Genomic DNA, 23,277 nt, shown 5'->3' with positions numbered 1-23,277 from the left:
GACCCGACCCCGTGGAGTCCGAATGCTGCGTTGGCACCTGCCGAAGTCCATCCTTGCCGTGTGCGCCGCAGCGTTGCTGGTGGTGGGCGGAAGCGCACTGACGGCCGCTCCGGCCCAGGCCGAGGTGTCCGCCACCGTGGCCGTCCAGATCACGGCCGGCCAGCAGGTGAACCAACCGCTGGACAATTCCGGGTGCTATCCCAGCGGGACCGCCGGGAGCTACCAGGTGGTCACGTTCCGCACCACCACATCGGCTTCCGGCAGTTTCCGAGCGGCCGTCGCGGCCGGCAACGGAGCGCTCGTGGCGGCCCTCTATGAAGGCGCCTTCACGCCGTCGAACACCGTGGCGCACTGCGTCAAGCGCGCTGCCGGTGCCGCCGCGGGCCAGACCGCCACCCTGAACTGGGGCGCCCCGGCGTCGTCGGACCCCGCAACGGCCAAGACGTGGTCCCTGGTGTTGTTTGCGTCCGCGTCGGACACCGCCCCGGTGGGGGCCACGGTATCGCTGACATCCAACGGCACCGTCAGCATTGAGGGCCAGCCGCTCACGCTCCAGGGTGGCGGCTTGGGGTCCGCGAACCAGGGCGAGGGCTTTGAGGCGGGCTTCACCAGCGTCAACGGAACCCCGCCCTACAAATACTCGGCCTCGGGACTTCCCGGCGGTCTGTCCATCGACGCCGGCACCGGCGCTGTGAGCGGGACTCCCACCGAATCCGGGACGTTCGACCCCGTCATCACCGTCACCGACTCTGCGCCCACCCCCGCAAGTACCTCCAGGACCATGCCCCTGGATGTGGTTGCCGCCCAAACCCCCACTCCCACGGCCACGCCCACGGCCGAGCCCAGCAGTTCCCCCGAAACCACCACTTCAACCCCGGAGACTTCCTCGGCCGCGCCGGAAACGACGACGGCGGCTCCGGAAACGACTACGGCTGCTCCGGAAACGACTACGGCTGCTCCGGAAACGACTACGGCAACACCTGAAACCTCGGCTGCCGCGCCGGAAACGTCCTCGGCCGCGCCGGAAACGACGATGCCGACCACCGCTCCCGGCAAGCTGCCGTCGGTATCGGCCACCACTGAGGGCGCCGCACCAGCTGCATCAGCCACCACAGCGCCCTCGGAGACAAGGGCGCCAAGCGCAACGAAGGCCACCGTCGGTGCCGTACCCGGCCAGGCAGGGGAGGCGCGCGGCCTTCCCAACACGGGTGCCGCCGTCGTCCTTGTGGGCACGGCCGGCGCAGCGATCCTGGGAACAGGGATCCTTGTCTTCGCCGCGTCGCGGAAACGGCGGGCGCGGCACGGATAGCTCCCGCGCTGGCGGATGGGCGGGGCGCCTGAGCCATTGGTCACTTTCCCGAACCGGCCCTTACCGGCTTTCAGCCCGGGCACTTAGACTTGGGGAAGCAGCGCCCACCGGGCGGTTTCGCCCGTGGCGCCAGTTCCTTGGTGCCACGATTTACAGTTCGGAAGGACTTCATCCTTGTCTAGCTCGACAACCTCCCGCCCGTTCCGCGTCGCCATCATCGGTTCCGGCCCGGCCGGCGTCTACGCCGCGGATATCCTGACGAAGTCCCAGGAAGTTGCCGGCGGCGACGTTGACGTCAGCATCGACATTTTTGAGGCCTACCCGGCCCCGTACGGCCTGATCCGCTACGGCGTGGCCCCCGACCACCCGCGCATCAAGGGCATCGTGAACGCCCTCCACAAGGTGCTGGACCGCGGCGACATCCGCTTCTTCGGCAACGTCACCTACGGCCGGGACCTTTCCCTGGCCGATCTCCAGGCCCATTACGACGCCGTGATTTTCGCGACCGGTGCCATCAAGGATGCGGAGCTGAACATCCCGGGCATCGAGCTCGACGGCTCCTACGGCGGCGCGGACTTCGTGTCCTGGTACGACGGACACCCGGACGTCTCCCGCGAGTGGCCGCTGACGGCCAAGGAAATCGCCGTGATCGGCAACGGCAACGTGGCCCTCGACGTGGCCCGGGTGCTGTCCAAGCACGCCGAGGACCTGCTCGTCACGGAGATTCCGGACAACGTCTACGCCGGATTGAAGGAATCTCCGGTCACGGACGTGCACATCTTTGGCCGCCGCGGCCCGGCCCAGGTGAAGTTCACCCCGCTGGAATTGCGCGAACTCTCCCACTCCCGGGATGTGGACATCGTGCTCTACGAGGAGGACTTCGACTTCGACGAGGCCTCGGACACCGCCATCAAGACCAACAACCAGATCAAGACCATGGTCAACACCCTGACCAACTGGCTCGTGGAGCAGGAAGACGACGATTCCCGTCCGGCCGCCTCGCGCCGCCTGCACCTGCACTTCCTGCACTCGCCCGTGGAGATCACCGGCGAGGACGGCAAGGTCACCGGCATCAAGTTTGAGCGCAACGAACTCGACGGCACCGGCAACGCCCGCGGCACCGGCGAATTCATCGACTACCCCGTCCAAGCCGTCTACCGTTCCGTGGGCTACTTCGGCTCGGAGCTGCCGGAAGTGGGCTTTGACGCCAAGCGAGGCGTGATTCCCAACGACGCAGGCCGCGTGGTGGACCAGGACGGCACGCCCGTGCCGGGCCTGTACGCGACGGGCTGGATCAAGCGCGGGCCCGTGGGCCTGATCGGCCACACCAAGGGCGACGCCCTGGAAACCATTGGCTGCCTGTTGGAGGACCGCCTGGGCCTACCCGTCGCCGAGCACCCCGGCGAGGCGGACATCGTGGAATTGCTGGAATCCCGCGGTGTGGACTACACCACCTGGGAGGGCTGGAACAAGCTCGACGCACACGAGAAGCAGCTCGGTGCCAGCTATGTTCCGCAGCCGGGGAACGACGTCGTCCGGGAACGGGTCAAGGTCGTGGACCGCGAGGAAATGATCGGCATTTCCAACAAGTAGCACCGCCGGGTGCCCGCCCACGGCAACAGCCAAGGGCGGGCACCCGGAATTTTTCCCGTCCCAATCGGCGTCACGAATCGTGGCGGCGGCGCTCTCACCCTTTGAACCAACCGGAACCCCGGTTGACACGAGGTGAAAGTTGCATGCTGGACATGACGAGAATAAATCTTTGGCGGGGACGCAAAATTGTTGCTACTGCAGCAGTGTTGGCGGCAGCCGGATCCTTGGCGATGGGCGCGCTTCCCGCCATCGCCGCCCCCGCACCCACCAAGGCGGCGGCCGCGGCCCCCACCGTTTCCCCCAACCCTGCACTGCCGCAACGGTGCGGGTTGAACCTTGCCATGGTCTTTGACCTGTCCAACTCCATGTCCGACGACGACATTGCCAGCGTCAAGAAGTCCAGCAGCCAGGCCGTGGCCGCGTTGCAGGGCACCGGGACATCCATGGGCGTCTACAGCTTCGGCACCTTTGCCACGGCAAACCTCGGCGCAACCTCGCTGGCCTCCGCCCAGGGGGCAACCGCCGTGACCTCGGCCATCAACGGACTGATCCGGCCCGGCGACAGCAACAAGATGCTCGGCGGCACGAACTGGCAGCAGGCGTTGGCCATTGTGCCCGCCAAGGCCTACGACGGCGTGATTTTCTTTACCGACGGGCGCCCCACCTTCTTTGGTGCCGCCCCGCTTAACGCAAACCAAAGCAAGACCAGCGGCAATGGCGGAACCGGTTCCGACGACACCAGCGGCACGGGAGCGAATGTCGCAGCCGCGCTGGACGCCGCAATCCCCGAAGCCAACAAGCTCAAGGACGCCGGAACCCGGGTCATCGGCGTGGGCGTCAAGGACGCTGACGCCGCGCGGCTCGCCCAGATCACCGGGCCCGTCGCCGGCTCCGACTACTACACCACCAACTACGACCAGCTGGCAGCCACGTTGAAGGCGATTGCCACGGCCGGCTGCCAGAGCACCTTGAACGTGAACAAGGCCGTGCAGGCCTTCGACTCCACCGACACGACCCCTGGTGCGGGATGGGTTTTCGACGCCACGCCGGCCAACGCCCCCGCCGTCGCCCTGACCACCGGTGCCAACGGCCAGGCCGGCATGAACCTGGACTTCACGTCCAAGCAGCCCGTCGCCGTGACCATCAAGGAACGGCAGCTGCCCGGCTACGCCGTGGTCCAGAACGCCGGGTTCAACGCGGTCTGCACCCGTGACGGCGCCCCGCTGGCCGTCACCAACACCAACGACGCCGGAAACACGGGCTTCACCGTCACGGCCCTGGCCAGCACCGTGACATCGTGCACCGTAACGAACAAGGCGCCGCTGAAGGCCTGGACCATGTCCAAAACCTCCGACGCCCGCGGCACGGTGAACCCGGGCGACACCATCAGCTACACTGTTGACGCCGTGAACACCGGCGTGCAGGCAGTGGACGGCATCTCCTTCCGCGACGACCTCTCCGGGGTCCTGAGCCATGCACGCTTTGTGCCCGGCTCCGCAACGCTGTCCGTCGCCGGCGGTACTCCGGTCGCGGTGGCAGACCCTGCCGCCGCCATCCTCACGGCCGGTCCCATGACCCTCGGCAAGGGCCAGGGCGCGCGCCTGAGCTACCAGGTGGTGGTCAATGACGACGCCTTCGGAGCCACCCTGAGCAATGCCGTCACGGGCACGGGATCCATCCCGCCGGCGTCCTGCACCGCAGAAGCGCCGTGCACCACCACGGATGTGACACCGCCGAAGCCGGTCGAGCCGACTCCGACGCCGACTCCGACGGTTGAGCCGTCTGTCGACCCGACGCCCACGGTTGAGCCGACCACGGATGCGACGCCGACGCCGACCCCGTCTGTTGAGCCGACCACTGGCCCGACGCCGACCCCGTCTGTTGAGCCGACGACGGATCCGACTCCGACGCCGACTACGGACGCGACGTCGACCACGTCCCCGACCCCGACGGCAGACCCGACGCCAACTCCCACGACGGACGCGACGTCGACCTCGTCCCCGACCACGTCGATCCCGCCGACGGCGTCGGGCACGTCAACCACGGCCCCGACGGCGTCGAACCCGTCCCCGACGGTCAAGGGCACCAAGGTGGCGAGTGGGGCGCCGCAGACTGCGAAGCCAACTGAAGCGGCCACTGGCGATCTCGCCTACACCGGAGCGTCTTCGGCCCTGCCGCTGGCAGTGGGCGGACTGCTGCTGGCGTCCGGCTGCGTCCTGGTCATGGTCCGACGGAGCCGGCGCGCACACTAACGCCTCTTCGACGAGCGAATCCTGCTAGCCGCGGGCGGTCCGTGGACAATCCACGGACCGCCCGCGGCTGCCGGCTTTTAACCCGATTTGGCCGGCGTCGAAAGTTTTTTAAAGTTTCTTCATTTTTCGCGTCATGAAATCCCAAATCAGACTCACAGTGCAACTGCCCGGCGGTCAGCTATTCTTGGAAGTTGCTCATTCGTGCAAGGCAGTCGATGGAGAATCGTTAGATGGTGTCTGGCAATACAAGCGGCACAAGTGCCAATCCTGAGCTTGAATCAAGTGATGAGGCATTGATTCTCCGGGTGCGCGCCGGCGACTCCGATGCCTACGCCGCCTTGTATGAACGCCATGTCGGTGCCGCCGCCACGACCGCCGCCCGGCATGCCGGAAATCCCAGCGATACGGCCGACCTCATCGCCGACGCATTCGCCAACGTGCTCGCCGCCATCCAGGGTGGTCATGGCCCCACAGTCTTCTTCCGCGCCTACCTGCTGACCACCCTGCGACGGCTTGCCACGGCGAAACGCGAGGCAGACAAACGCAGCATTGCCACCGATGACCTGGAGACCGTAGCCCCCATCGAAGCCGGCAAGGATCCGGCGGTGGCCGCGTTTGAAAACGAGGTGGTGAGCCGGTCCTTCAAGACCCTGCCGGAGCGATGGCAGGCGGTGCTTTGGTACACCGAAGTGGACCGCATGACTCCCGCCGCCATCTCACCCCTGCTGGGCATCGCCCCCAACGCCGTATCGGCATTGGCCGTGCGCGCGCGGGAAGGATTGCGCCAGTCGTATCTGCAACACCATCTGGTGACCGTGGACCAGGGCTGCGGGCCCCACTCAAAGAACCTGGGCGCCTACGCCCGGGGCGGCCTCACGCGGCGCAAGGCCGCCACCATGCGCGAACATCTGGACACCTGCCTGAAGTGCACCGCCATGTTGGTGCATGTCCAGGACGTTGGCGCCGGCATGCGTGCCATCATCTTCCCCGCCGTCGCGGGCTTGGGTTTCTCCGGCGCAGGCGCCGCTGCCGCCAAAGTCGCCGGGATCGGCGCGGGATGGGGGATCGGCAAGCTCCTTGGCGGCGGTAGTCACGGCTCCAAGCTTGGCTGGGGTGCGGTGGTTGCCACGGCCGTCACCGGGATCGCCGCCGTCGGCATTGCCATGGCCGCGACCGTCGGGTTTTCACCCTTTGGCGGCGACAATGGCAAGACGACCATTGCCGGTGCCGAAGCCGTTGCGCCCGGACAGCCCGGGCCGGTCAGTCAAGCCCCCGCCGTTGGACCGACGACGCCGGCTCCCGGCACGAGCAAGCGGCCTGCGTCCACACCCAGTCCCTGGGTGACGCCCGGCGCCCGGCCAACGCCGGCGGATGTGCCGAGCCCGCCCGTGATCCAGGCGCCGATCGTGATCCTGCCCGAGGGAAACCGGCCGGAGCCGATCAGCCCGGCCCTCCCGACAGCGCCGGAACCGGCTCCGGAGCAGACCCCGGTGCCGACGCCTGCACCTTCAGCGAGCCCTACCGCGACCGTGGCACCGTCGCCGACCACCACGGCGGCACCGACCGCAACAGCGTCGCCCTCACCGACGGCGACGCCGTCACCCACACAGTCGCCGACGCCCACCCCGACGCCGGAACCCAGCGAAACGGCGGAACCGTCCGCCACCGCATCCCCGTCCCCGACGACGGATCCGACGACCACGCCCACCGATCCCACCGTGCCCGAATCCGCCGGCATTACGATGACCTCGGAGCTTGTCCGGAACGGGCTTCAGTCCACCACCGTCCGGATCACCCTGGCCACGGACGCCACAGGCGGGCTCAAGAACGCCGCCGTCACGTTCAAGTACCCAAATAGTGGGCTCGCAGCCCCGGCCACGGTAACGATGCCTGAAGCCTGGAAATGCACGGATGCGACGGTGGGCGGTTCCACGGCCATCAACTGCACCGCGGCAGCGGACACTGCGCAGTCCCGCACCTTCGAGCTGTCCATGCCCCTGCTCACCTTCCTGCTCGCCGGATACGTCGATGTCGACGCGACCGCCGACGGCGTCGTCCCCTACAGCGGGCGGATTACGCTCGGCTGGCTCTCATAAAGTGTGACGGAACCTTACGGCGAGCGTGTTTCACATCGTGAGACAGAATCGGCGCAATGACGATATTCTGATAGGGCTTCGCTAGTGTTGTCGAGTTGTAAAAAACCTGAAGATTAAGCGATTTCCATGAACTTGTTCCGCACCAAATCCATTGAACACTCCCTCGCCGATGCCGACGAGCCCGGGCGCACCCTGAAAAGGACCCTGAGCACTTGGGACCTGATGATCATGGGAATTGCGGTCGCCGTTGGCGCGGGCATCTTCTCGGTCGGAGCCAAGGCCGCGGCCAACTACGCCGGGCCCGCCGTGACCATCTCGTTCGTGCTGGCAGCCATCACCTGTGCCCTGGCGGTCATGTGTTACGCCGAATTTGCCACCGCGATCCCCGTGACCGGCAGCGCCTATGTGTTTACCTACGCCACCATGGGGGAGCTGCTGGCCTGGATCATCGGCTGGAACCTGATCCTGGAACTGCTCATGGCCGCCTCGGTCATCGCGAAATATTGGGGCGTGTACCTCAGTAACTTCCTGGAGGCGGTGCACGTGAATGTGCCCTCCAATGTCTCGGTCCTTGGCGTGACGGTCTACTGGGGGCCGTTGATCGTGGTGGCGGCCTTCACCGTGGTCCTGGTGCTTGGCACCAAACTGTCGGCCCGCATCAACAACGTCTTCACCATGATCAAGATCGCGATCGTCATCTTTGTCATCGTGGTGGGTTTCTTCTTCGTCAAGGCCGGCAACTATGCGCCGTTCATCCCCACCTCCGAACCGGCCGCGAACACCGACATCTCCTGGACCACCCAGCCCTTCCTGTCCTTCCTGACCGGCGCCACCCCGGCCATGTACGGGTTCACCGGCATTATTTCCGGTGCCGCACTGGTGTTCTTCGCCTTTATCGGCTTTGACGTGGTGGCCACCAGCGCCGAGGAAGTAAAGAACCCGGCCAAGACCCTGCCGCGCGGCATCTTTGCCGGCCTGGCCGTGGTCACGGTCCTGTACATCCTCGTCACCCTGGTGGTCACGGGCATGGTTTCCTACAAGGATCTTGCCGCCCAGGCCGATCCGTCGCTGGCCACAGCCTTCCACCTGGTCGGAGCAGACTGGGCCGTCGTCGTCATTTCCCTGGGCTCGCTGATCGGCTTGACCACCGTCATCATGGTGCTGCTGATGGGCCTTGCCCGCGTCAGCATGGCCATGAGCCGCGACGGCATGCTGCCGCGCGCACTGAGCCGCACCTCCGACAAGCGTGGAACCCCCGCCCGCACGCAGATCCTGTGCGGCGCCGTCGTGGCAATTCTTGCCGGTTTCACGCCCGTGGAAGTGCTGGGCGAGATGATCAACATCGGTACCCTGAGCGCGTTCGTCATGGTCAGCATCGGCATCCTGGTGCTGCGCCGCAAGCGCCCGGACCTCAAGCCTTCGTTCCGTGTCCCGTTTGGGCCTGTGCTGCCGATCATTTCCGCAATCCTGTGCATCTACCTCATGTTCAACCTGGCCACCATGACGTGGGTATTCTTTGCCGGCTGGGTGGTTCTCGGGCTGATCTTCTACTTCTCCTATGGTCACTGGAACTCCCAGCTGCGCCGCGAAGAGGCCGCCGGGCTGGTGCGGACGGTCCCGGCCAAGCTCCCCTAAAAGTCCGGCTGCGACAACCAGGCCCGGTGTGCCACGCTTGACGGTATGACTGGACGAACGCTGCTGCCGTGAGAACGCCACGCTGCCTGGCTGACCTGGCCCCGGAATCCGTGCAACTTGCCGGCGCGGGCCGCGCCGTCCTGCTGCAGCTGGCCAACCCGGCCGTTGGGTACGGCGTGGCCCGGCATTCCAACTTCGTGGCTGATCCGCTGAAGCGGCTCAATGGCACCCTGAGCTATATTTACGCGCTCACGAACGGCACCCCGGCCCAGCGGGAGAAGGCGGCGGCCGCGGTTGCGCGGGCCCACCGCCCCGTCCGCGCCAAGGCGGCCGCCGACGGTACGCACCCCGCCTACGACGCGGCCGATCCCGAACTGCAACTGTGGGTTGCGGCCACGCTCTACGATTCCGCCATGCAGGTGTACGGGGCCGTGTTCCCGGCCCTGGCACCCGACGTCGCGGAACGTTTGTACCGCGAATACGAGGTCCTGGGCACTGCGCTTGGCATGCCGGCGGGACTGTGGCCGGCCACTCGCGCCGACTTCGCCCGGTATTGGGATGCCCAAGTGGCCGGCTTGAAAGTCGATGACACCGTGCGTGCCGTCGGAGCGGAGCTGCTGGCCGGCAGGAATCTGCCTGCTTGGATCAAGGTGTTCATGCCGCTTGCCCGGTTCCTTACCGCCGGGTTGCTGCCTCCTTCCATCCGTGCCCAGTATGGCCTGGCCTGGTCGCCACCCAGGGAACGCCTGCTGGGGCTGCTGTTCAAGGCCTTGGCTGTCCTTGTCCGGGTCACGCCCGCCCGGATCCGGCACGCCCCGATGCGCCACTACCTGAAGAAGCTGGGCTGAAACGGCTGGGCTAAGGCGCTAGGGGTGGAAGCCGTTCACGGTGCCGCATAGCGGATGACCCAGTCCACGAGCGGCCGCAGCTGCTCCCATCGCGCCGAGACTTCTTGTTGGGCCCCGGGCGTGTCCAGCCAGTCCGGGGAGCCCAGCATCGCCGAGGCGCTCAGGGTTTTGTGTTTGAGGAGTTCGGCCCGCGGATGGTCCTTGGGGAATCCCCGCGGCACCGTCTTGAGCTTCTCCCCGTCCACCGAAAACCCGGCCGCCGCCGTGGCATCCACGATCCTTGCCAGCGCCTCACCACTGACGGGCGCATCCACCGCGGTGCGGTACCGGGCCAATTGGGCAGGGGAGTGGGAGTGGTAGCCCCCGCCCACCAACAGTCCGTCGGCACTGATCTGCAGGTAGAAACCGACGCCCTCGTAGTTGGACGCAAATGCGCCCTGGGCCGTCTTGTAGGGGGACTTGTCGGGGGAAAACCGCACGTCCCGGTTCGGCCTGAACATCTTTGCGGGACCAAAAACCGGGGCCAGCTCCGCAAGGAGGTGCTCCATGGGAAGCCGCACCACGGCGTCGTAGGTGTCCTTGTTCTCCAGCCACCACTGCCGGTTGTTGTTGTCCTCAAGTTCGGCATAGAACTCGCACGCTGCTGTGGGAATGCCGGTCGCTGTATTCATGCCTTGGATCCTACGGAAGCCGTTGGGGTGGCACCAGATGCACGGCCGCCGAAGTGGATGACGGGCTGCCATGAGTGCCCTGTGGAGGGACAAACACGCCGGCAAAAAAACTTATACTGGACTCAGTCCAGAAAACGTGAAAGGCTATGGACCATGATCGATGTACGGGAACCGGAGGACATGTTGCGGGCGGCACAGCTGCGCGTGACCCGTCCTCGGCTTGCCGTCCTTGAAGCGGTGCGCGCGCACCCCCACGCAGATGCCGACACCATCATTGGTGCCGTGCGGGAGGCATTGGGTGCCGTGTCCAAGCAAGCCGTCTATGACGTGCTGGCTGCGCTGACGGGGGCAGGCCTGGTTCACAGGATCGAGCCGTCCGGTTCGCCGGCGCGCTTTGAAACCCGGGTGGGGGACAACCACCACCACGTGATCTGCCGCAGCTGCGGTGACATCGCCGACGTCGACTGTGCCGTCGGCGAGGCACCGTGCCTGCACGCCTCCAACAGCCACGGCTTCACGATTGACGAAGCCGAGGTCATTTACTGGGGCACCTGCCCGGCCTGCATCGACAAACAGACTTTAGAAGCACAATCCACAAGGAGCGATAAGTAAAGATGACTATCGAAAACACCGCCCCCCTGACCACTGCCGCAGGCGCGCCTGTTGCCAACAACCAGGACAGCCTCACGGCCGGCCCCCGCGGCCCGATGCTGCTGGAGGACGTCTGGTTCCTGGAGAAGCTGGCCCACTTCAGCCGCGAAGTGATCCCCGAGCGTCGCATGCACGCCAAGGGCTCCGGCGCGTTCGGTACCTTCACGGTCACCAACGACATCACCAAATACACCAAGGCGAACATCTTCTCCGAGGTCGGCAAGCAGACCGAACTGTTCACCCGCTTCTCCACGGTTGCCGGCGAACGCGGCGCCGCCGACGCCGAGCGCGACATCCGCGGCTTCGCCGTGAAGTTCTACACCGAAGAAGGAAACTGGGACCTGGTGGGCAACAACACCCCGTGTTCTTCTTCCGCGACCCGCTGAAGTTCCCCGACCTGAACCGCGCCGTCAAGCGCGATCCCCGCACCAACATGCGCAACGCGGAGAACAACTGGGACTTCTGGACCAACCTGCCCGAGGCCCTGCACCAGATCACGATCGTCATGTCCGACCGCGGCATCCCGGCGTCGTACCGCCACATGCACGGCTTCGGCTCGCACACCTACTCCCTGATCAACGCCGCGGGCGAGCGCTTCTGGGTCAAGTTCCACCACGTCACCCAGCAGGGCATCAAGAACCTCACGGATGAGGAAGCCGCCGTCCTGGTGGGCTCCGACCGCGAGTCCAGCCAGCGCGACCTCTTCGATTCGATCGAAAACGGCGACTTCCCCAAGTGGAAGCTCATGATCCAGGTCATGCCCGAAGCCGACGCAGCCACCTACAAGTACCACCCCTTCGACCTGACCAAGGTCTGGAGCAAGAAGGACTACCCGCTCATCGAGGTCGGCGAGTGGGAACTGAACCACAACTCGGAGAACTACTTCGCCGACGTCGAGCAGTCCTCCTTCACCCCCGCCAACGTGGTTCCCGGCATCAGCTACTCCCCGGACCGCATGCTGCAGGGACGTCTGTTCTCCTACGGCGACGCCGCCCGCTACCGCCTGGGCGTCAACCACCACCAGATCCCGGTGAATGCCGCGAAGAACCCCGTCAACACCTACCACCGCGATGGCCAGGGACGCGTTGACGGCAACCAGGGCCGCACCCCGGGCATCGAGCCGAACTCCTATGGCCGCTGGCAGGAACAGCCTTCCTTCGCCGAGCCGGCACAGGCCATTGGCGCCGTTGCGGACCGCTTCAACTACCGCGAGGACGACGCCAACTACTTCGAGCAGCCCGGTATCCTGTTCCGCGAGAAGATGACCGAAGACCAGCGCCAGGTGCTCTTCGAGAACACCGCCCGCGCCATCGACGGTGCCTCACAGGCCACCATCGAGCGTCACATCTTCAACTGCACCCAGGCCGACCCCGCCTACGGTGAGGGCGTCCGCAAGGCCATCGAGGCTCTGCAGGCTTCCAAGGCCTAAGCCTTAAAGAAGTCCGACGGCGGCACCCGCCTTTCGCTTTTCAGCGGAGGGCGGGTGCCGCCGTCGTTTGTTCGCATGCGGCCCGGTGATCGAGCTTGTCGAGATCCTGGTTTCGACGGGCTCAGCCACCAGTGATACGGCGTCGGCGAATAGTGCGCCAAAAGTGATACGGCGTCGGCTGGAATGCCGCCAGAAGTGATACGGCGTCAGCCGAGGAGGTGTTCGCGGCCGAACATGGCCGCGGCGGCGCGGGCGCTGGGGGTTCCGGCGTCCAGGTCGGCGCCGGCGGCGGACAGGAGCGCCACCACGGCGTCCTCGCCCTTGAACAGGGCCCCGGCGATCGGCGTCTGGTCGCGGTCATTGCGCAGGTCGGGGTTGGCGCCGCGGGCCAGCAACATCTCCACGGTGCCGGCATGACCCCGGTAGGCGGCGAGCATGAGCAGGGTGTTGCCGCCGTCGTCCTGGGCATCGACGGGCAGGCCGTGGCCCAGGAACTCGGACAATTCGTCGGTCTTGCCGTCACGGGCCAAATCCATGGCGAGGGCGGTAATGCGGGCCGTCTGCTCTTCGCTGAGCGGGGAATCAGTAGTCACCCCTCCAGCGTAGCGGCTGGAATGCCGGCGTGGTTTGGGAAATTGCGTGCGGGACTAAGCTTTACCCGTGCCAAAACTCCTTGCCGATGTGACCCCGCTGCGTGAAAGTCCGGCATTCCGGCGACTGTGGCTGGGCAACGGGCTCTCCTCCATCGGTACGCAGCTGACCGTGGTGGCCGTGAGCCTTGAGGTGTATTCGCTCACCGGCTCCACCTTGTCCGTGGGCCTGCTGGGGCTCGTGGCCCTGGTGCCGCTGGTGTTTTCCGGACTCTACGGCGGCTCCGTGGCCGATGCCTACGATCGCCGCAAGGTGGCGCTGGCGTCCTCGGCCGTGCTGTGGTTGGTGACGATCTGCATCGCGCTGCAGGCGTGGCTGGGACTGGGCAATGTGCTGCTTTTGTACCTGCTGGTCGCCGTGCAATCGGCGGCCGCCGGGGTCAACGGCTCTGCCCGCAGCGCGATCGTGCCGCGCCTGGTGCGGCCGGAATTGCTGCCGGCCGCCAACGCATTGAGCATGATCGTTATGGGCCTGGGCACCACCATCGGCCCCCTCATGGCCGGGATCCTCGTGGCCAACATCGGCTACGGCTGGACCTACACGGTCGACGTACTCACCTTCACCGCTTCGCTGTGGGCGCTCTTCCGGCTGCCCCCGCTGCCGCCCACCGCCCACAAGGACGGCACGGTGCAGCGCGCGGGCCTCAAATCCGTCGTGGAGGGCTTCCGCTTCCTGGGCACCCGGCCCAATGTGCGCATGACCTTCCTGGTGGACATGTGCGCCATGGTCTTCGCCCTGCCCCGGGCGCTGCTGCCCGCCATCGGCGCCGTGTGGCTCGGTGGCGGCGACCAGACGGCCGGCATCCTGCTGGCCTCCATCGCCGCCGGATCCTTCCTGGCGGCACTGTTCTCCGGCCCGCTGGGCAGCGTGCGCCGCCAGGGCCTGGCCGTGGTCTGGTCCATCACGCTCTGGGGTGCGGCGATCGCGGCCCTGGGCGGGGCCGTGCTGGCCGGCGGCCGGCATCTGGACGGTGCGGGGACGTCGCCGTGGATCGTCGGGGCGGTTGCCGCGCTGGTCGTGGCCGGCGTGGCCGACTCCGTCAGCTCCGTGTTCCGCTCAACCATCCTGCAATCGGCCACCCCCGACCACATGCGCGGCCGCCTGCAGGGCATCTTCGTGGTGGTCGTAACGGGAGGGCCGCGCCTGGGTGACGTGTTTTCCGGGACCACCGGCCAATGGTTCGGCGAAGGCTGGGCGGCGGTGGCGGGCGGGGTGCTGTGCATCGCGGCCGTCTGGGCGCTGGCGGCCTGGCAGCGCGGTTTCCTGCACTATGACGCCCGCCACCCGAAGCCGTAAACGGGGAACAACCGCCCCGTGTGGCACGTTTTACAAGTTGAAGTAACAAAAACGTTCCATAGGGAAGGATCGGTTGTGCGCAGCCATTTCAACGGTTTGAAGACCGCGGCACTCTTTGGGGTGCTGTGGGCGGTACTGCTCGGCATTGGTGCCGTCATTGCCGGGGGAACCCGCAGCCCCGCCCCGTTGGTGATCTTCGCGCTCATCGGTGTGGGCACCACGGCCTACGGGTACTGGAACAGCGACAAGATCGCCATCCGGTCCATGCAGGCCTACCCCGTCACGGAGCAGCAGGCACCGGGGATCTACCGGATCGTGCGCGAGCTCTCGGTCAAGGCCAACCAGCCCATGCCGGCCATCTACATTTCCCCCACCCAGGCCCCCAACGCCTTTGCAACGGGCCGTAATCCCAAGAACGCGGCCGTCTGCTGCACCGAGGGCATCCTGAACATCCTCGACGAGCGTGAACTGCGCGGGGTGCTGGGCCATGAACTCATGCACGTCTACAACCGCGACATCCTCACCTCGTCCGTGGCGGCGGCCGTTGCCGGCGTCATCACCTCGGTGGCCCAAATGATGCTGTTCTTTGGTGGCGGGGACCGTCGCAACGCCAACCCGATCGCCATGATCGCGATGGCCCTGCTGGCCCCCATGGCGGCGTCGATGGTCCAGCTGGCCATCAGCCGCACCCGCGAGTTCGACGCCGACGAGGACGGCGCCACGCTGACCGACGACCCGCTGGCGTTGGCGTCGGCCCTGCGCAAGCTTGAACTCGGCGTCCAGAATGCGCCGTTGCCCCAGGAACAAAACCTGGTCAACACCAGCCACCTGATGATCGCCAACCCGTTCAGCAACGGCGGCGCCCGCAAGCTGTTCTCCACCCACCCGCCGATGGCCGAGCGGATCGCCCGGCTCGAGAAGATGGCCGGCCGCCCGCTTCAGTAACCGCCCCGCCCCCGCGCCGTTGAGAGCCCAGATAATCCCCAGGATTATCTGGGCTCTCAACGGTGTTGACGGGGATTATCTGGGCTCTCAACGCGGGTTAGGCGAAGCCGGCCAGGACCAGGGTGGCGTGCGCGATCGACTCCTTGTCGGTCGTGGCGTGCACGGACAGCCTGATCCGGTGTGCCCCGTGGAGTGTGGCGTTGATGCCGGCCATGGCCAATTCCGTATGTGCCGCCGCCGCGTTGCCGTCCGGGAATCCCGCCACGACGATGCCGGCACGTTCCGCGGCGTCGCGCGGGGAGAGGACGTCCACGCCGGCGTCGTCGAGCTTGTCGGCGAGCAGCCCGGCGGTCTCCTCGATCTTGGCCGCGATCCGGCCGATCCCGGCCTCCTCAATCAATTCCAGTGCGGTCGCAAACGCCCCGGAGGCAAAAGGGGACAGATTGGTGACGTTGTACTTCAGCGCGTCTTCGCGGGATGCGTGTTCGACGGCGTCGTAGAGGCTGGGGTTCTCAACTCCCGTCCAGCCGCCCAGGGTGGGGCGGATCCGCTCCAGCCCGGCGTCGGAAAGGGCCATGGCGCCGGAGCCCCAGCCGCCGCGGACCCACTTTTGGCTGCCGATCACCATGGCGTCGGCGAGCGTCCAGTCAATGTGGGAGGCGCCAAAGCCCTGGATGCCGTCCACCAGCAGGAGCCGGTCCGGGCCGATGACGGCGCGGATCCCGGCAAGATCGGCGCGGTATCCGGTCTGGAAGTCCACGGCGCTGACGGCCACGGCGGTCACGTCAGGGCTCAGGGATGCCGCCACGAGGGCCGGGGTCACGAGCGTGCGGGCCCCGCCCATGAGGGCAATCTCGGCGTGGCCGGCCTGCCGGGCACGGAGCCACGGGTAGACGTTCGCGGGAAATTCGCCGGCCCCCACCAGCACCTTGCCGCGCACGCCGAAGGCGAGCTGGAACAGGCCATAGGAGACGGCCGGCACCAGCGCGACGTTGTCCGTTGGGAATCCGGTCAGGCGGCCAAACGCGGCCCGTGCCCGTACGTCCTCGGCATGGAGCTTGTCCGAGGCGCCCACGGCACCCTCGGCGGCCACCGCCATGAGCTCGGCGGAGGTCTCCAGGACTGCCGCGGACGGCGGGCCGTAGCTGGCAAAGTTCAGGTAGCCGGGCTGTTCCCGGAACGCGGCAAGGTAACTGGCGGGAAGGGGGAGTGCGACCGGCATGGCAGAGGTGTCCTCACGGTATGTTCTGGCGGTGCCGGGCACGGCTGGCCATTTGGGCCGCCCGGCTGCACAAAACGTTATCGCATTCCCCGCAGCCCGTCCGGTGCACGCACGCGGGGCACAGGCAAGTAGGACAGAATGGGGATATGCGACTGATCTTGATTCGACACGGGCAGACTCCCAGCAATATCGACAACCTGCTGGACACGACCGTGCCGGGGCCGGGGTTGACCGAGCTTGGCCGGGCGCAGGCCGCCGCCGTCCCCGCGGCACTGGCCGGCGAAGAGATCGAAGCGCTCTACGTTTCCAACCTGACCCGCACCGCCCTGACGGCCGCACCCCTGGCAACGGCGCGCGGCTTGGTGCCCGTCATCCGCGAGGGGCTGCGGGAAATCAGCGCCGGTGAGCTGGAAATGAAGGCCGACAATGCATCGATCATGGCCTTCCTGGAAACCGTGAAGGCCTGGCTGACGGGGAACCTGTCCGCCCGGATGCCCGGCGCCGACACCGGCCATGACATCCTGGAGCGCTTCGACGCCGTGGTGCGCGAGGCCGCCGGGAAGCACGCCGGCACGGTTGCCATGGTCAGCCACGGGGCCATGATCCGTTTTTGGGCCGCCTACCGCGGGGTCAATATTGACTGGTCGAACGAGAAGTACCACGACCTCTCCAACACCGGAATCGTCACCATGGTGGGCGAGCCCGTCGACGGCGCTGCCCCGGGCGGGTGGACCATCGAGGAGTGGCACGGGGCGCCCGCGGGCGGCCTGCCCGGGATGGACCTTGACGGCCCGACGGCGGAGCTCGTCGCTGAAGGATTGCCCTCCGGCCATGACCAGGGCTAGGCCCTTCCGGGCGCTGCCGGCGGATACGGACGCGCCCGCCCCCTTCAGCACCAGCAACTTGTGGCGGCTGAAGAAGCTCAGCTGGGTATGGCTGGCCACGGCAGCGGTGTGCATCACGCTGCTGGCCGTCGGGGCCCCGTTGAACACCAGCGTCTACCAGATGGCCCTGCCGTTCGGCTTGGGCATGGCGATCCTGCATGCCGCCTCGCTGGGCCTGACCGCGGCTCGGCCCGTAGCCGGCGTCCTGGTCTCCCTGGCGCCCATGGTGGTCATGCCGCTGGTATCGAATCCGGTGGGTGCCGCACCCATGCCCTTTAGCGTGGTGGCCATGGTGACCCAGGTCCTGGTGATTTGCGTGGCGGGGCTGCGCAGCCACTGGATGGTGCCCGCCACGGCATGGCTGCTAAGCGTCGGGGTGGGGGTCATGGCCAACTACCTGACCATGCCATTGGGCCAGACCGAGGGCGCCCAAATGAACGTGGTCATCTTCGCCGCGGTGTCCGGCGGGCTCATGGTGGCCGCCGTCGTCGCCCAGCAGTGGCAGCACCTGCGCACCGAACTGGCGGCCGAACGCACGCTCACCGCCGACGAACAGTCCCGGCGCAGGCTGGCCGAGGAACGCACCCGCATTGCCCGGGAGCTGCACGACGTCGTGGCGCACGGCATGTCCGTGGTGGTGGTGCAGGCGACCACGGCGGCCTACCGGCACAACGGGCTCAGCGACGAGCTCAAGCAGGAATTTGATGACATTGCGGCAAACTCCCGCCGCGCCATGACGGAGATGCGCAGCATGCTCGGCTCGTTGCGCAATGCCGGGGACGGCCGCGAAATGGGCCCGCAGCCGGGCTTCGCCGAACTGCCCGGGCTGTTGGCCTCGGCACGCACCGCCGGGGTGGTGGTGCCCGAACCCGAGCTGTCCGGCGTCGACCTGGACAGCGTGGGCGAGGTGATTGCGCTGACCGCCTACCGGATCGTGCAGGAGGCGCTCAGCAACGTGATCCGCCATGCGCCGGGCGCTACGGCCGTGATCTCCCTGAGCACGGCCAAGGGCCGGCTGGAGGTGTCGGTGGTCAATACGGCGTCGGGCGTGGGCGCAGTCATGGCCCAGCTGGACCGCGGCGCCCACGTGGGGCAGGGCCTGATCGGCATGCGGGAGCGGGCCACCATTGTGGGCGGCTCGGTCTTTTGCGCACCGACCCCCGAGGGCGGTTTCTCGGTGGTGGCGTCCCTGCCGCTGATCAGCGTGAACAAGACCCGCCAGGAGGAAGGGCTGTGACCATTCGGGTCCTTGTGGTGGACGACCAGGCAATGGTCCGGGCGGGCTTCGCGGCGCTCCTCGGCGCACAGCCGGACATCGAGGTGGTGGGGCAGGCCGAAAACGGTGCCCGCGCCGTGGAAATGGCCGCCGCGACCGCCCCGCACGTGGTGCTCATGGACGTCCGCATGCCCGTCATGGACGGCCTGGAGGCCGCCCGGCGCATCCTGGCCGGGGTTCCGGAAGGTGGGGAATCGCCCATCCACATCCTGATGCTGACCACGTTCGACGTCGACGACTACGTCTACGACGCCCTGCGCCTGGGCGCCAGCGGCTTCCTGCTCAAGGACGCGCTCGCCGACGAACTCGTGGCCGCCGTGCGCATCGTGGCGTCGGGGGATGCCCTGCTGGCGCCCTCGGTGACCAAGCGGCTCATTGAACAATTCGCGCTGACGGGCTCGCGCCCGGCCCCGTCCCGGCACCGGCTGGACGGGCTGACCGACCGCGAATTGGAAGTCATGACGCTCGTGGGCCGCGGCCTCTCCAACCAGGAGATCGCCGCCGAACTGTTCATTGCCCAGCAGACGGTCAAGACGCACGTCAGCAAAATCCTCGCAAAACTGGAATTGCGGGACCGCGTGCAGGCCGTCGTCCTGGCGTATGCCACCGGGTTGGTGGAACCGGGCGAGTCGTAGAGCCCCTCCGGACACAAAAAGCCGGCGTTCGCGGTTAAAGCCGGCGTTATACCGCCAGCTTTAACCGCGAACGCCGGCCCTTTTCGAGCAAGCGCCGAAATGCTACGCCGGCGGCTGCATGATCTTGAACATGGCACCCGTGGGGTCGGTCAAACCGGCAAGCCGGCCAAACGGTGTGTCCTCAGCGGGCTGGATCACCGTGGCGCCGAGGGACAGGGCCGTGGCAACGGCGGCGTCGGTGTCGTCCACCTGGAAGTAGACCTGCCAGTTGGACGGGACCTGCTCCGGGAGGGCGCCGGCGGCGTCCATGATGCCGGCGAGTGCGTCCTGGCCCTCGCCAAGGGTCGTGTATTTGAAGTCGGGAGTGTCCGCCATGACGGAGGTGTTCCAGCCAAAGACGTCCTGGTAGAACTTCACGGCGGCCGGGTAGTCCTTGCTCCAGAGTTCGTGCCAGTTGGCGGCACCGCTGACGGCGTGGGCCTGGAAGCCGGTGTGGCCGCCAAATTCCCAGACGCCCACGGCCGCGCCGCCGGGATCGCCCAGCATGGCCATCTTGCCCTGCTCGGGAACGTCCATGGGGGCCATGAAGGTGACGGCGCCGGCTGCGGTGGCCGCGGCGACGGTCGCGTCAATGTCATCGACGCGCAGGTAGGTGGACCACATGTCCGGGTAGCCGGCGTCGTCCTGGTTGCTTTGCATCAGGCCGGCCACGGACTTGCCGTCCTTGAACGCCAGCGTGTAGCCGCCGTACATTTCCTCGTCGCCCGTCTCATAGGTCCAGCCGAACAATGCCGTGTAGAACTCGCGGGCCTTCGTGGGGTCCGAGGTCATCAAATCAACCCAACACGGCGCTCCGGCCGGGATTTGCTCACTGCTCATGAATACTCCTAGTGCGGGTGCGTAAAAAGGGGAAACAATTCAAGAGCCTATGCCCCGGGTGCACGGCGGACAAGGGGAAAAAGGCACCTGCCCGCTGAGAGTTTCCCCAGTGTTTGCTCGGGGGTGGCTCTCAGCAGGCAGATGCCTTTGGAATTGCGAAATATTGGGCCCACACGGACGAGGGACCCGCCGCGAGCTTGCGCGGTTGGGCCCACGCTGGCCAGGTTCTTGAAGAAATCGCGCTAGCGATTTATTCAAGCCGGCCAGTGGGGATTAGCGCATGTTCACGAACTGCAGGTCGGCGTCCTCGAATTTGCGCAGCAGGCCCATGACTTCCTGGAGGTCATCGCGGCTCTTGGAGCTGACGCGCAACTCGTCGCCCTGGATGGTGGACTTGACGCCCTTGGGACCCTCGTCGCGGATGAGCTTGTTGATCTTCTTTGCGATGTCCTGGGCGATGCCCTCCACGATGGAGGCTTCCAGGCGGTATTCCTTGCCCGAGGCGTAGGGCTCACCGGCGTCCAGTGACTTCAGGGAGATCCCTCGCTTGATCAGCTTGGATTCGAAAACGTCCATGACGGCCATGACGCGCTCTTCGGAGTTGGCCTTGATCAGGATTTTCTCGCCGCTGAAGTCGATCTCGGCGCCGACACCCTTGAAGTCGTAGCGCTGGACTACTTCCTTCTGGGCCTGGTGCAGGGCGTTGGCGACCTCTTGCTTGTCGACCTTGCTGACGACGTCGAACGTTGACTCACTGGCCATGATTCCTCCACTTGCGTAAGTTTCTTTGGTTCTAAGGGTATCGCGAGCGCTAGCACTAGTGCCCGGAGGGCTCACAGTTCGCTCTAAGCATTTGATTGGCGGGATCACATTTGGTGTTGGCATCGTTGGACTTGTTGAGACCACCGCTTCCAGGAGGACCGATGAGTAACGCTGAAAGTTCGACGCCGGCACGCACCACCGCGGCAACCCCACCACTTCCCGAGCCGGCAACCCCGGCGAAGGCGAAGCCCGGGGTGAAGGCAGCCGTGGGATCGGCGGTGGCGGCGGCGACCCTGGCGGCCGTGACCGTTTTGTCCGGCCCCGTCTTCAGCTCCGATCCGGCAGCCATCCTGGCCGCACCCGTCAACTCCGCGTCGTCGCGGATCGCCGGCGTGAAAGAGGACATGGCCCGCGCCGTGGCGCTGCAGCAGGTGACGGCGGAGCAGGCCGCGTTCCTGGAAAACCAGCTGGTGCGCCGCATCCAATCCGGGGCATAGCGGGCCGCCGCAGCGGGTCATTTGGGGCATCGAAACCCCTCGATTCGATTCTTGGGCAAATACCTTGTATTGTTTTACTGCTCCCACTTGATGGGGGCGAAAGCCCAAGCCGGCATGTTCAGCTTGGGGCCATGGCAGATTACCCGAGTGGCCAAAGGGGGCTGACTGTAAATCAGCTGGCAACGCCTTCACTGGTTCGAATCCAGTATCTGCCACACTCTGGGGAAGCCCGGAAGCAAACGAGGAATCGTTTCGCTTCCGGGCTTTTCCTTTTGCCGCTGATGCCGCGAACCCGCTGTGGCCCTATGGTTGAGGTATGGAATTCGTCGTCCCGCTGATCATCGTTGCGGTCATTGTTATTGCCGTGGCCCTGGCCGTCCGTTTGTTGGGGCGAAGGGGCCGCGCAGGGGCCGGTCCGGCCACCCCGCGAGCTTCCGCGGGGCGGCTTCGTGGCCCGGAAATCACCCGGGAGATGGCCCAGGAGGCAAGCGCCCGGCTGACCCCGGAGGCCCACCGGCGCATCTACTCCATGATTGCCCAGCACCAGGTCCTTAACGCGGTGAAGGAATACCGCAAGGCCACCAGTTCCAGCCTTGGCGAATCGGCTGCGGCCGTTGCCGCGCTGGGCCAGTTTCCGCAGCCCTCGCCGGAGCCGGTGCCGGAGCCCGCGCCGCAACCCGATCCCGGTCCCGTGCCCGTGGAACTCGCCGAAACAGCCACGCTTTCCCAGGCCCCGCTCACCGTGGCCGACATCATCAACGCCGCACCGGCCACCCCTGCCGCACCGGCAAGCTACCGTTACCGCGCCATCGTTTCGCGCGGGGACGAGGTGCGTGAGGTGGTCAGCACCCGGCTCAACGCGGAGATCTATGGCCGGATCCGTGGCCTCGCCCTGTCCGGGGACCTCGACGGCGCGGCGAGCCTGCTGCGCGACCATGCGGACATCGGGGTTGCTGATGCCCGCGAATTCGTGGGCATGATCGACGCCGACACATAGGCCCGCCCCGCGGCTCACGAGATAAGATGGCGGTTCCAATCAAAGTGCCGGCGTGCCGGCTGTCTCCTTGGGGGAGAACGTGAATAGTTCGATCAATTTTGGCCGTCCCGCGCTGCGGTGGCTCATCCTCGCAACACTGGCAATATTTGCCGTGCTGGTGCCCATGCTGGCCGCTCCGGCGCCCGCCCAGGCCGCGGCAACCGTCAATACCCGCGTCGCCAGTTTCGCCGCAGGCCCGGCAACGGTGACGAAAGGCAAGGTCATCACGGTGTCCGCCGTGGCGCAGAAGCTGGCCGGAAAGCAGTGGGCCAAGCCCGGCGTCGTTACTGCCACGGTTTACTTTGACGCCGATGGAAGCGCCCCGAACAAGGCCGTGCGCACCATCAAGAGCAACGCTACCGGACAGCTGCGCACCACCTTCACCGCCTCCGTATCCGGCAAGTGGTCCATTCGCATGGCGGCCAAGGGTTCCTTGAAGGCCAGTGCCTCGGCCCAGAAGTACGTCAAGGTTGTCGCCGCGCCGAAGCCGACGTCGTCGAAGCCGGCCAGCAAGTGGAACTGCCCGTCGTGGGCGCCCATCAAGGGCAATGCGCCGAGCAAGATTTACCACATGCCGTGGCAGCGCTTCTACTCCCGGACCACCCCGGAGATCTGCTTCTCCACGGAGGCGGCCGCCGTCAAGGCCGGCTACCGCAAGTCCAAGGTGTAACCTGCCGTTTTAAACTGCGAACGCCCGATCCCGCAAGGGG

21 protein-coding genes, 1 tRNA gene and 1 pseudogene are annotated in these 23,277 nt (G+C 66.5%); 18 read left to right on the top strand and 5 right to left on the bottom strand.

Going from position 1 to position 23,277, the window contains the following annotated elements; genetic code table 11:
- Positions 1–22 precede the first annotated feature (22 nt).
- The 6 genes from AL755_RS19410 (at position 23) to AL755_RS19385 (ending at position 9,733) form a co-directional block, all read left to right on the top strand.
- Entirely contained in the window at positions 23–1,309 is a 1,287-nt protein-coding gene (locus AL755_RS19410; protein WP_054012408.1) for an Ig domain-containing protein, read from the top strand.
- Positions 1,310–1,483: 174 nt separating this feature from the next.
- Complete coding sequence (locus tag AL755_RS19405; RefSeq protein WP_054012407.1) at positions 1,484–2,902, top strand: FAD-dependent oxidoreductase; 1,419 nt, start codon at positions 1,484–1,486, stop codon at positions 2,900–2,902.
- Between the two features lie 230 nt (positions 2,903–3,132).
- The gene (locus AL755_RS19400; protein WP_054012406.1) at positions 3,133–5,154 is read left to right on the top strand and encodes a vWA domain-containing protein; all 2,022 of its coding nucleotides are present in this window, start codon (positions 3,133–3,135) and stop codon (positions 5,152–5,154) included.
- 230 nt (positions 5,155–5,384) lie between these two features.
- Complete coding sequence (locus AL755_RS19395) at positions 5,385–7,250, top strand: sigma-70 family RNA polymerase sigma factor (protein WP_082369430.1); 1,866 nt, start codon at positions 5,385–5,387, stop codon at positions 7,248–7,250.
- A gap of 126 nt (positions 7,251–7,376) precedes the next feature.
- Positions 7,377–8,885 (top strand): amino acid permease, encoded by a 1,509-nt coding sequence (locus tag AL755_RS19390; RefSeq protein ID WP_054012404.1) that lies wholly within the window; start codon positions 7,377–7,379, stop codon positions 8,883–8,885.
- A 68-nt stretch (positions 8,886–8,953) separates the two neighbouring features.
- Positions 8,954–9,733, top strand: a complete 780-nt coding sequence (locus AL755_RS19385) for an oxygenase MpaB family protein (protein ID WP_082369429.1) — start codon at positions 8,954–8,956, stop codon at positions 9,731–9,733.
- 35 nt (positions 9,734–9,768) lie between these two features.
- On the opposite strand, the gene AL755_RS19380 is transcribed toward AL755_RS19385, so the two are convergent.
- Positions 9,769–10,404, bottom strand: coding sequence for a DUF2461 domain-containing protein (locus AL755_RS19380; RefSeq protein ID WP_054012402.1), 636 nt, complete (start codon positions 10,402–10,404; stop codon positions 9,769–9,771).
- Between the two features lie 153 nt (positions 10,405–10,557).
- Here AL755_RS19380 and AL755_RS19375 point away from each other — a divergent pair, with 153 nt between their 5' ends.
- The 3 genes and pseudogenes from AL755_RS19375 (at position 10,558) to AL755_RS24695 (ending at position 12,484) form a co-directional block, all read left to right on the top strand.
- A complete protein-coding gene (locus AL755_RS19375; protein WP_054012401.1) occupies positions 10,558–11,016 on the top strand; it encodes a Fur family transcriptional regulator in 459 nt (152 codons plus the stop codon).
- Between the two features lie 2 nt (positions 11,017–11,018).
- Positions 11,019–12,127: pseudogene (locus tag AL755_RS24700) on the top strand (catalase); the annotation flags it as partial.
- A gap of 189 nt (positions 12,128–12,316) precedes the next feature.
- Positions 12,317–12,484, top strand: a complete 168-nt coding sequence (locus AL755_RS24695) for a catalase-related domain-containing protein (RefSeq protein ID WP_445290518.1) — start codon at positions 12,317–12,319, stop codon at positions 12,482–12,484.
- Positions 12,485–12,690: 206 nt separating this feature from the next.
- Here AL755_RS24695 and AL755_RS19365 read toward each other — a convergent pair whose 3' ends face one another.
- Complete coding sequence (locus tag AL755_RS19365; protein WP_054013204.1) at positions 12,691–13,020, bottom strand: ankyrin repeat domain-containing protein; 330 nt, start codon at positions 13,018–13,020, stop codon at positions 12,691–12,693.
- Between the two features lie 124 nt (positions 13,021–13,144).
- Between AL755_RS19365 and AL755_RS19360 the strand changes: the two genes are divergently transcribed.
- Together AL755_RS19360 and htpX are read left to right on the top strand one after the other, a co-directional pair.
- Complete coding sequence (locus AL755_RS19360) at positions 13,145–14,431, top strand: MFS transporter (RefSeq protein ID WP_054012400.1); 1,287 nt, start codon at positions 13,145–13,147, stop codon at positions 14,429–14,431.
- 75 nt (positions 14,432–14,506) lie between these two features.
- On the top strand, positions 14,507–15,376 hold the full coding sequence (gene htpX / locus AL755_RS19355; protein WP_054012399.1) for a zinc metalloprotease HtpX: 870 nt from the start codon (positions 14,507–14,509) through the stop codon (positions 15,374–15,376).
- 97 nt (positions 15,377–15,473) lie between these two features.
- On the opposite strand, the gene AL755_RS19350 is transcribed toward htpX, so the two are convergent.
- Positions 15,474–16,598 carry an aminotransferase class V-fold PLP-dependent enzyme gene (locus AL755_RS19350; protein WP_054012398.1) on the bottom strand — a complete coding sequence of 375 codons (1,125 nt, stop codon included), beginning with the start codon at positions 16,596–16,598 and terminating at the stop codon, positions 15,474–15,476.
- Positions 16,599–16,744: 146 nt separating this feature from the next.
- Between AL755_RS19350 and AL755_RS19345 the strand changes: the two genes are divergently transcribed.
- Genes AL755_RS19345 through AL755_RS19335 form a run of 3 tightly spaced genes read left to right on the top strand, consistent with a single transcriptional unit; the run spans position 16,745 to position 19,393 of the window.
- Positions 16,745–17,443: a histidine phosphatase family protein gene (locus tag AL755_RS19345; protein WP_054012397.1), complete on the top strand. Its 699-nt coding sequence runs from the start codon at positions 16,745–16,747 to the stop codon at positions 17,441–17,443.
- Positions 17,430–18,719 (top strand): sensor histidine kinase, encoded by a 1,290-nt coding sequence (locus AL755_RS19340; RefSeq protein ID WP_054012396.1) that lies wholly within the window; start codon positions 17,430–17,432, stop codon positions 18,717–18,719. The genes AL755_RS19345 and AL755_RS19340 overlap by 14 nt, the downstream gene beginning before the upstream one ends.
- Entirely contained in the window at positions 18,716–19,393 is a 678-nt protein-coding gene (locus AL755_RS19335) for a response regulator (RefSeq protein WP_054012395.1), read from the top strand. Before AL755_RS19340 ends, AL755_RS19335 begins: the two co-directional genes overlap by 4 nt.
- A 102-nt stretch (positions 19,394–19,495) precedes the next feature.
- Here AL755_RS19335 and AL755_RS19330 read toward each other — a convergent pair whose 3' ends face one another.
- A complete protein-coding gene (locus AL755_RS19330; RefSeq protein ID WP_054012394.1) occupies positions 19,496–20,272 on the bottom strand; it encodes a VOC family protein in 777 nt (258 codons plus the stop codon).
- Positions 20,273–20,545: 273 nt separating this feature from the next.
- On the bottom strand, positions 20,546–21,034 hold the full coding sequence (locus AL755_RS19325) for a YajQ family cyclic di-GMP-binding protein (protein ID WP_054012393.1): 489 nt from the start codon (positions 21,032–21,034) through the stop codon (positions 20,546–20,548).
- 161 nt (positions 21,035–21,195) lie between these two features.
- Between AL755_RS19325 and AL755_RS19320 the strand changes: the two genes are divergently transcribed.
- The 4 genes from AL755_RS19320 to AL755_RS19305 all read left to right on the top strand — a co-directional run bounded on the left by AL755_RS19320 (position 21,196) and on the right by AL755_RS19305 (position 23,237).
- Positions 21,196–21,531: a hypothetical protein gene (locus AL755_RS19320; protein WP_150117184.1), complete on the top strand. Its 336-nt coding sequence runs from the start codon at positions 21,196–21,198 to the stop codon at positions 21,529–21,531.
- Positions 21,532–21,664: 133 nt separating this feature from the next.
- Positions 21,665–21,746: transfer RNA gene (locus AL755_RS19315), tRNA-Tyr, on the top strand.
- Positions 21,747–21,847: 101 nt separating this feature from the next.
- Positions 21,848–22,528, top strand: a complete 681-nt coding sequence (locus tag AL755_RS19310) for a hypothetical protein (RefSeq protein WP_054012391.1) — start codon at positions 21,848–21,850, stop codon at positions 22,526–22,528.
- Positions 22,529–22,607: 79 nt separating this feature from the next.
- A complete protein-coding gene (locus AL755_RS19305) occupies positions 22,608–23,237 on the top strand; it encodes a sunset domain-containing protein (protein ID WP_054012390.1) in 630 nt (209 codons plus the stop codon).
- Positions 23,238–23,277: the final 40 nt, after the last annotated feature.

The sequence above is a fragment of the Arthrobacter sp. ERGS1:01 genome, from assembly GCF_001281315.1.
In the GTDB taxonomy this organism is placed as follows: Bacteria; Actinomycetota; Actinomycetes; order Actinomycetales; family Micrococcaceae; genus Specibacter.
The sequence above is the reverse complement of the archived record's forward strand: the minus strand, read 5'-3'. Positions and strand labels throughout refer to the sequence as shown.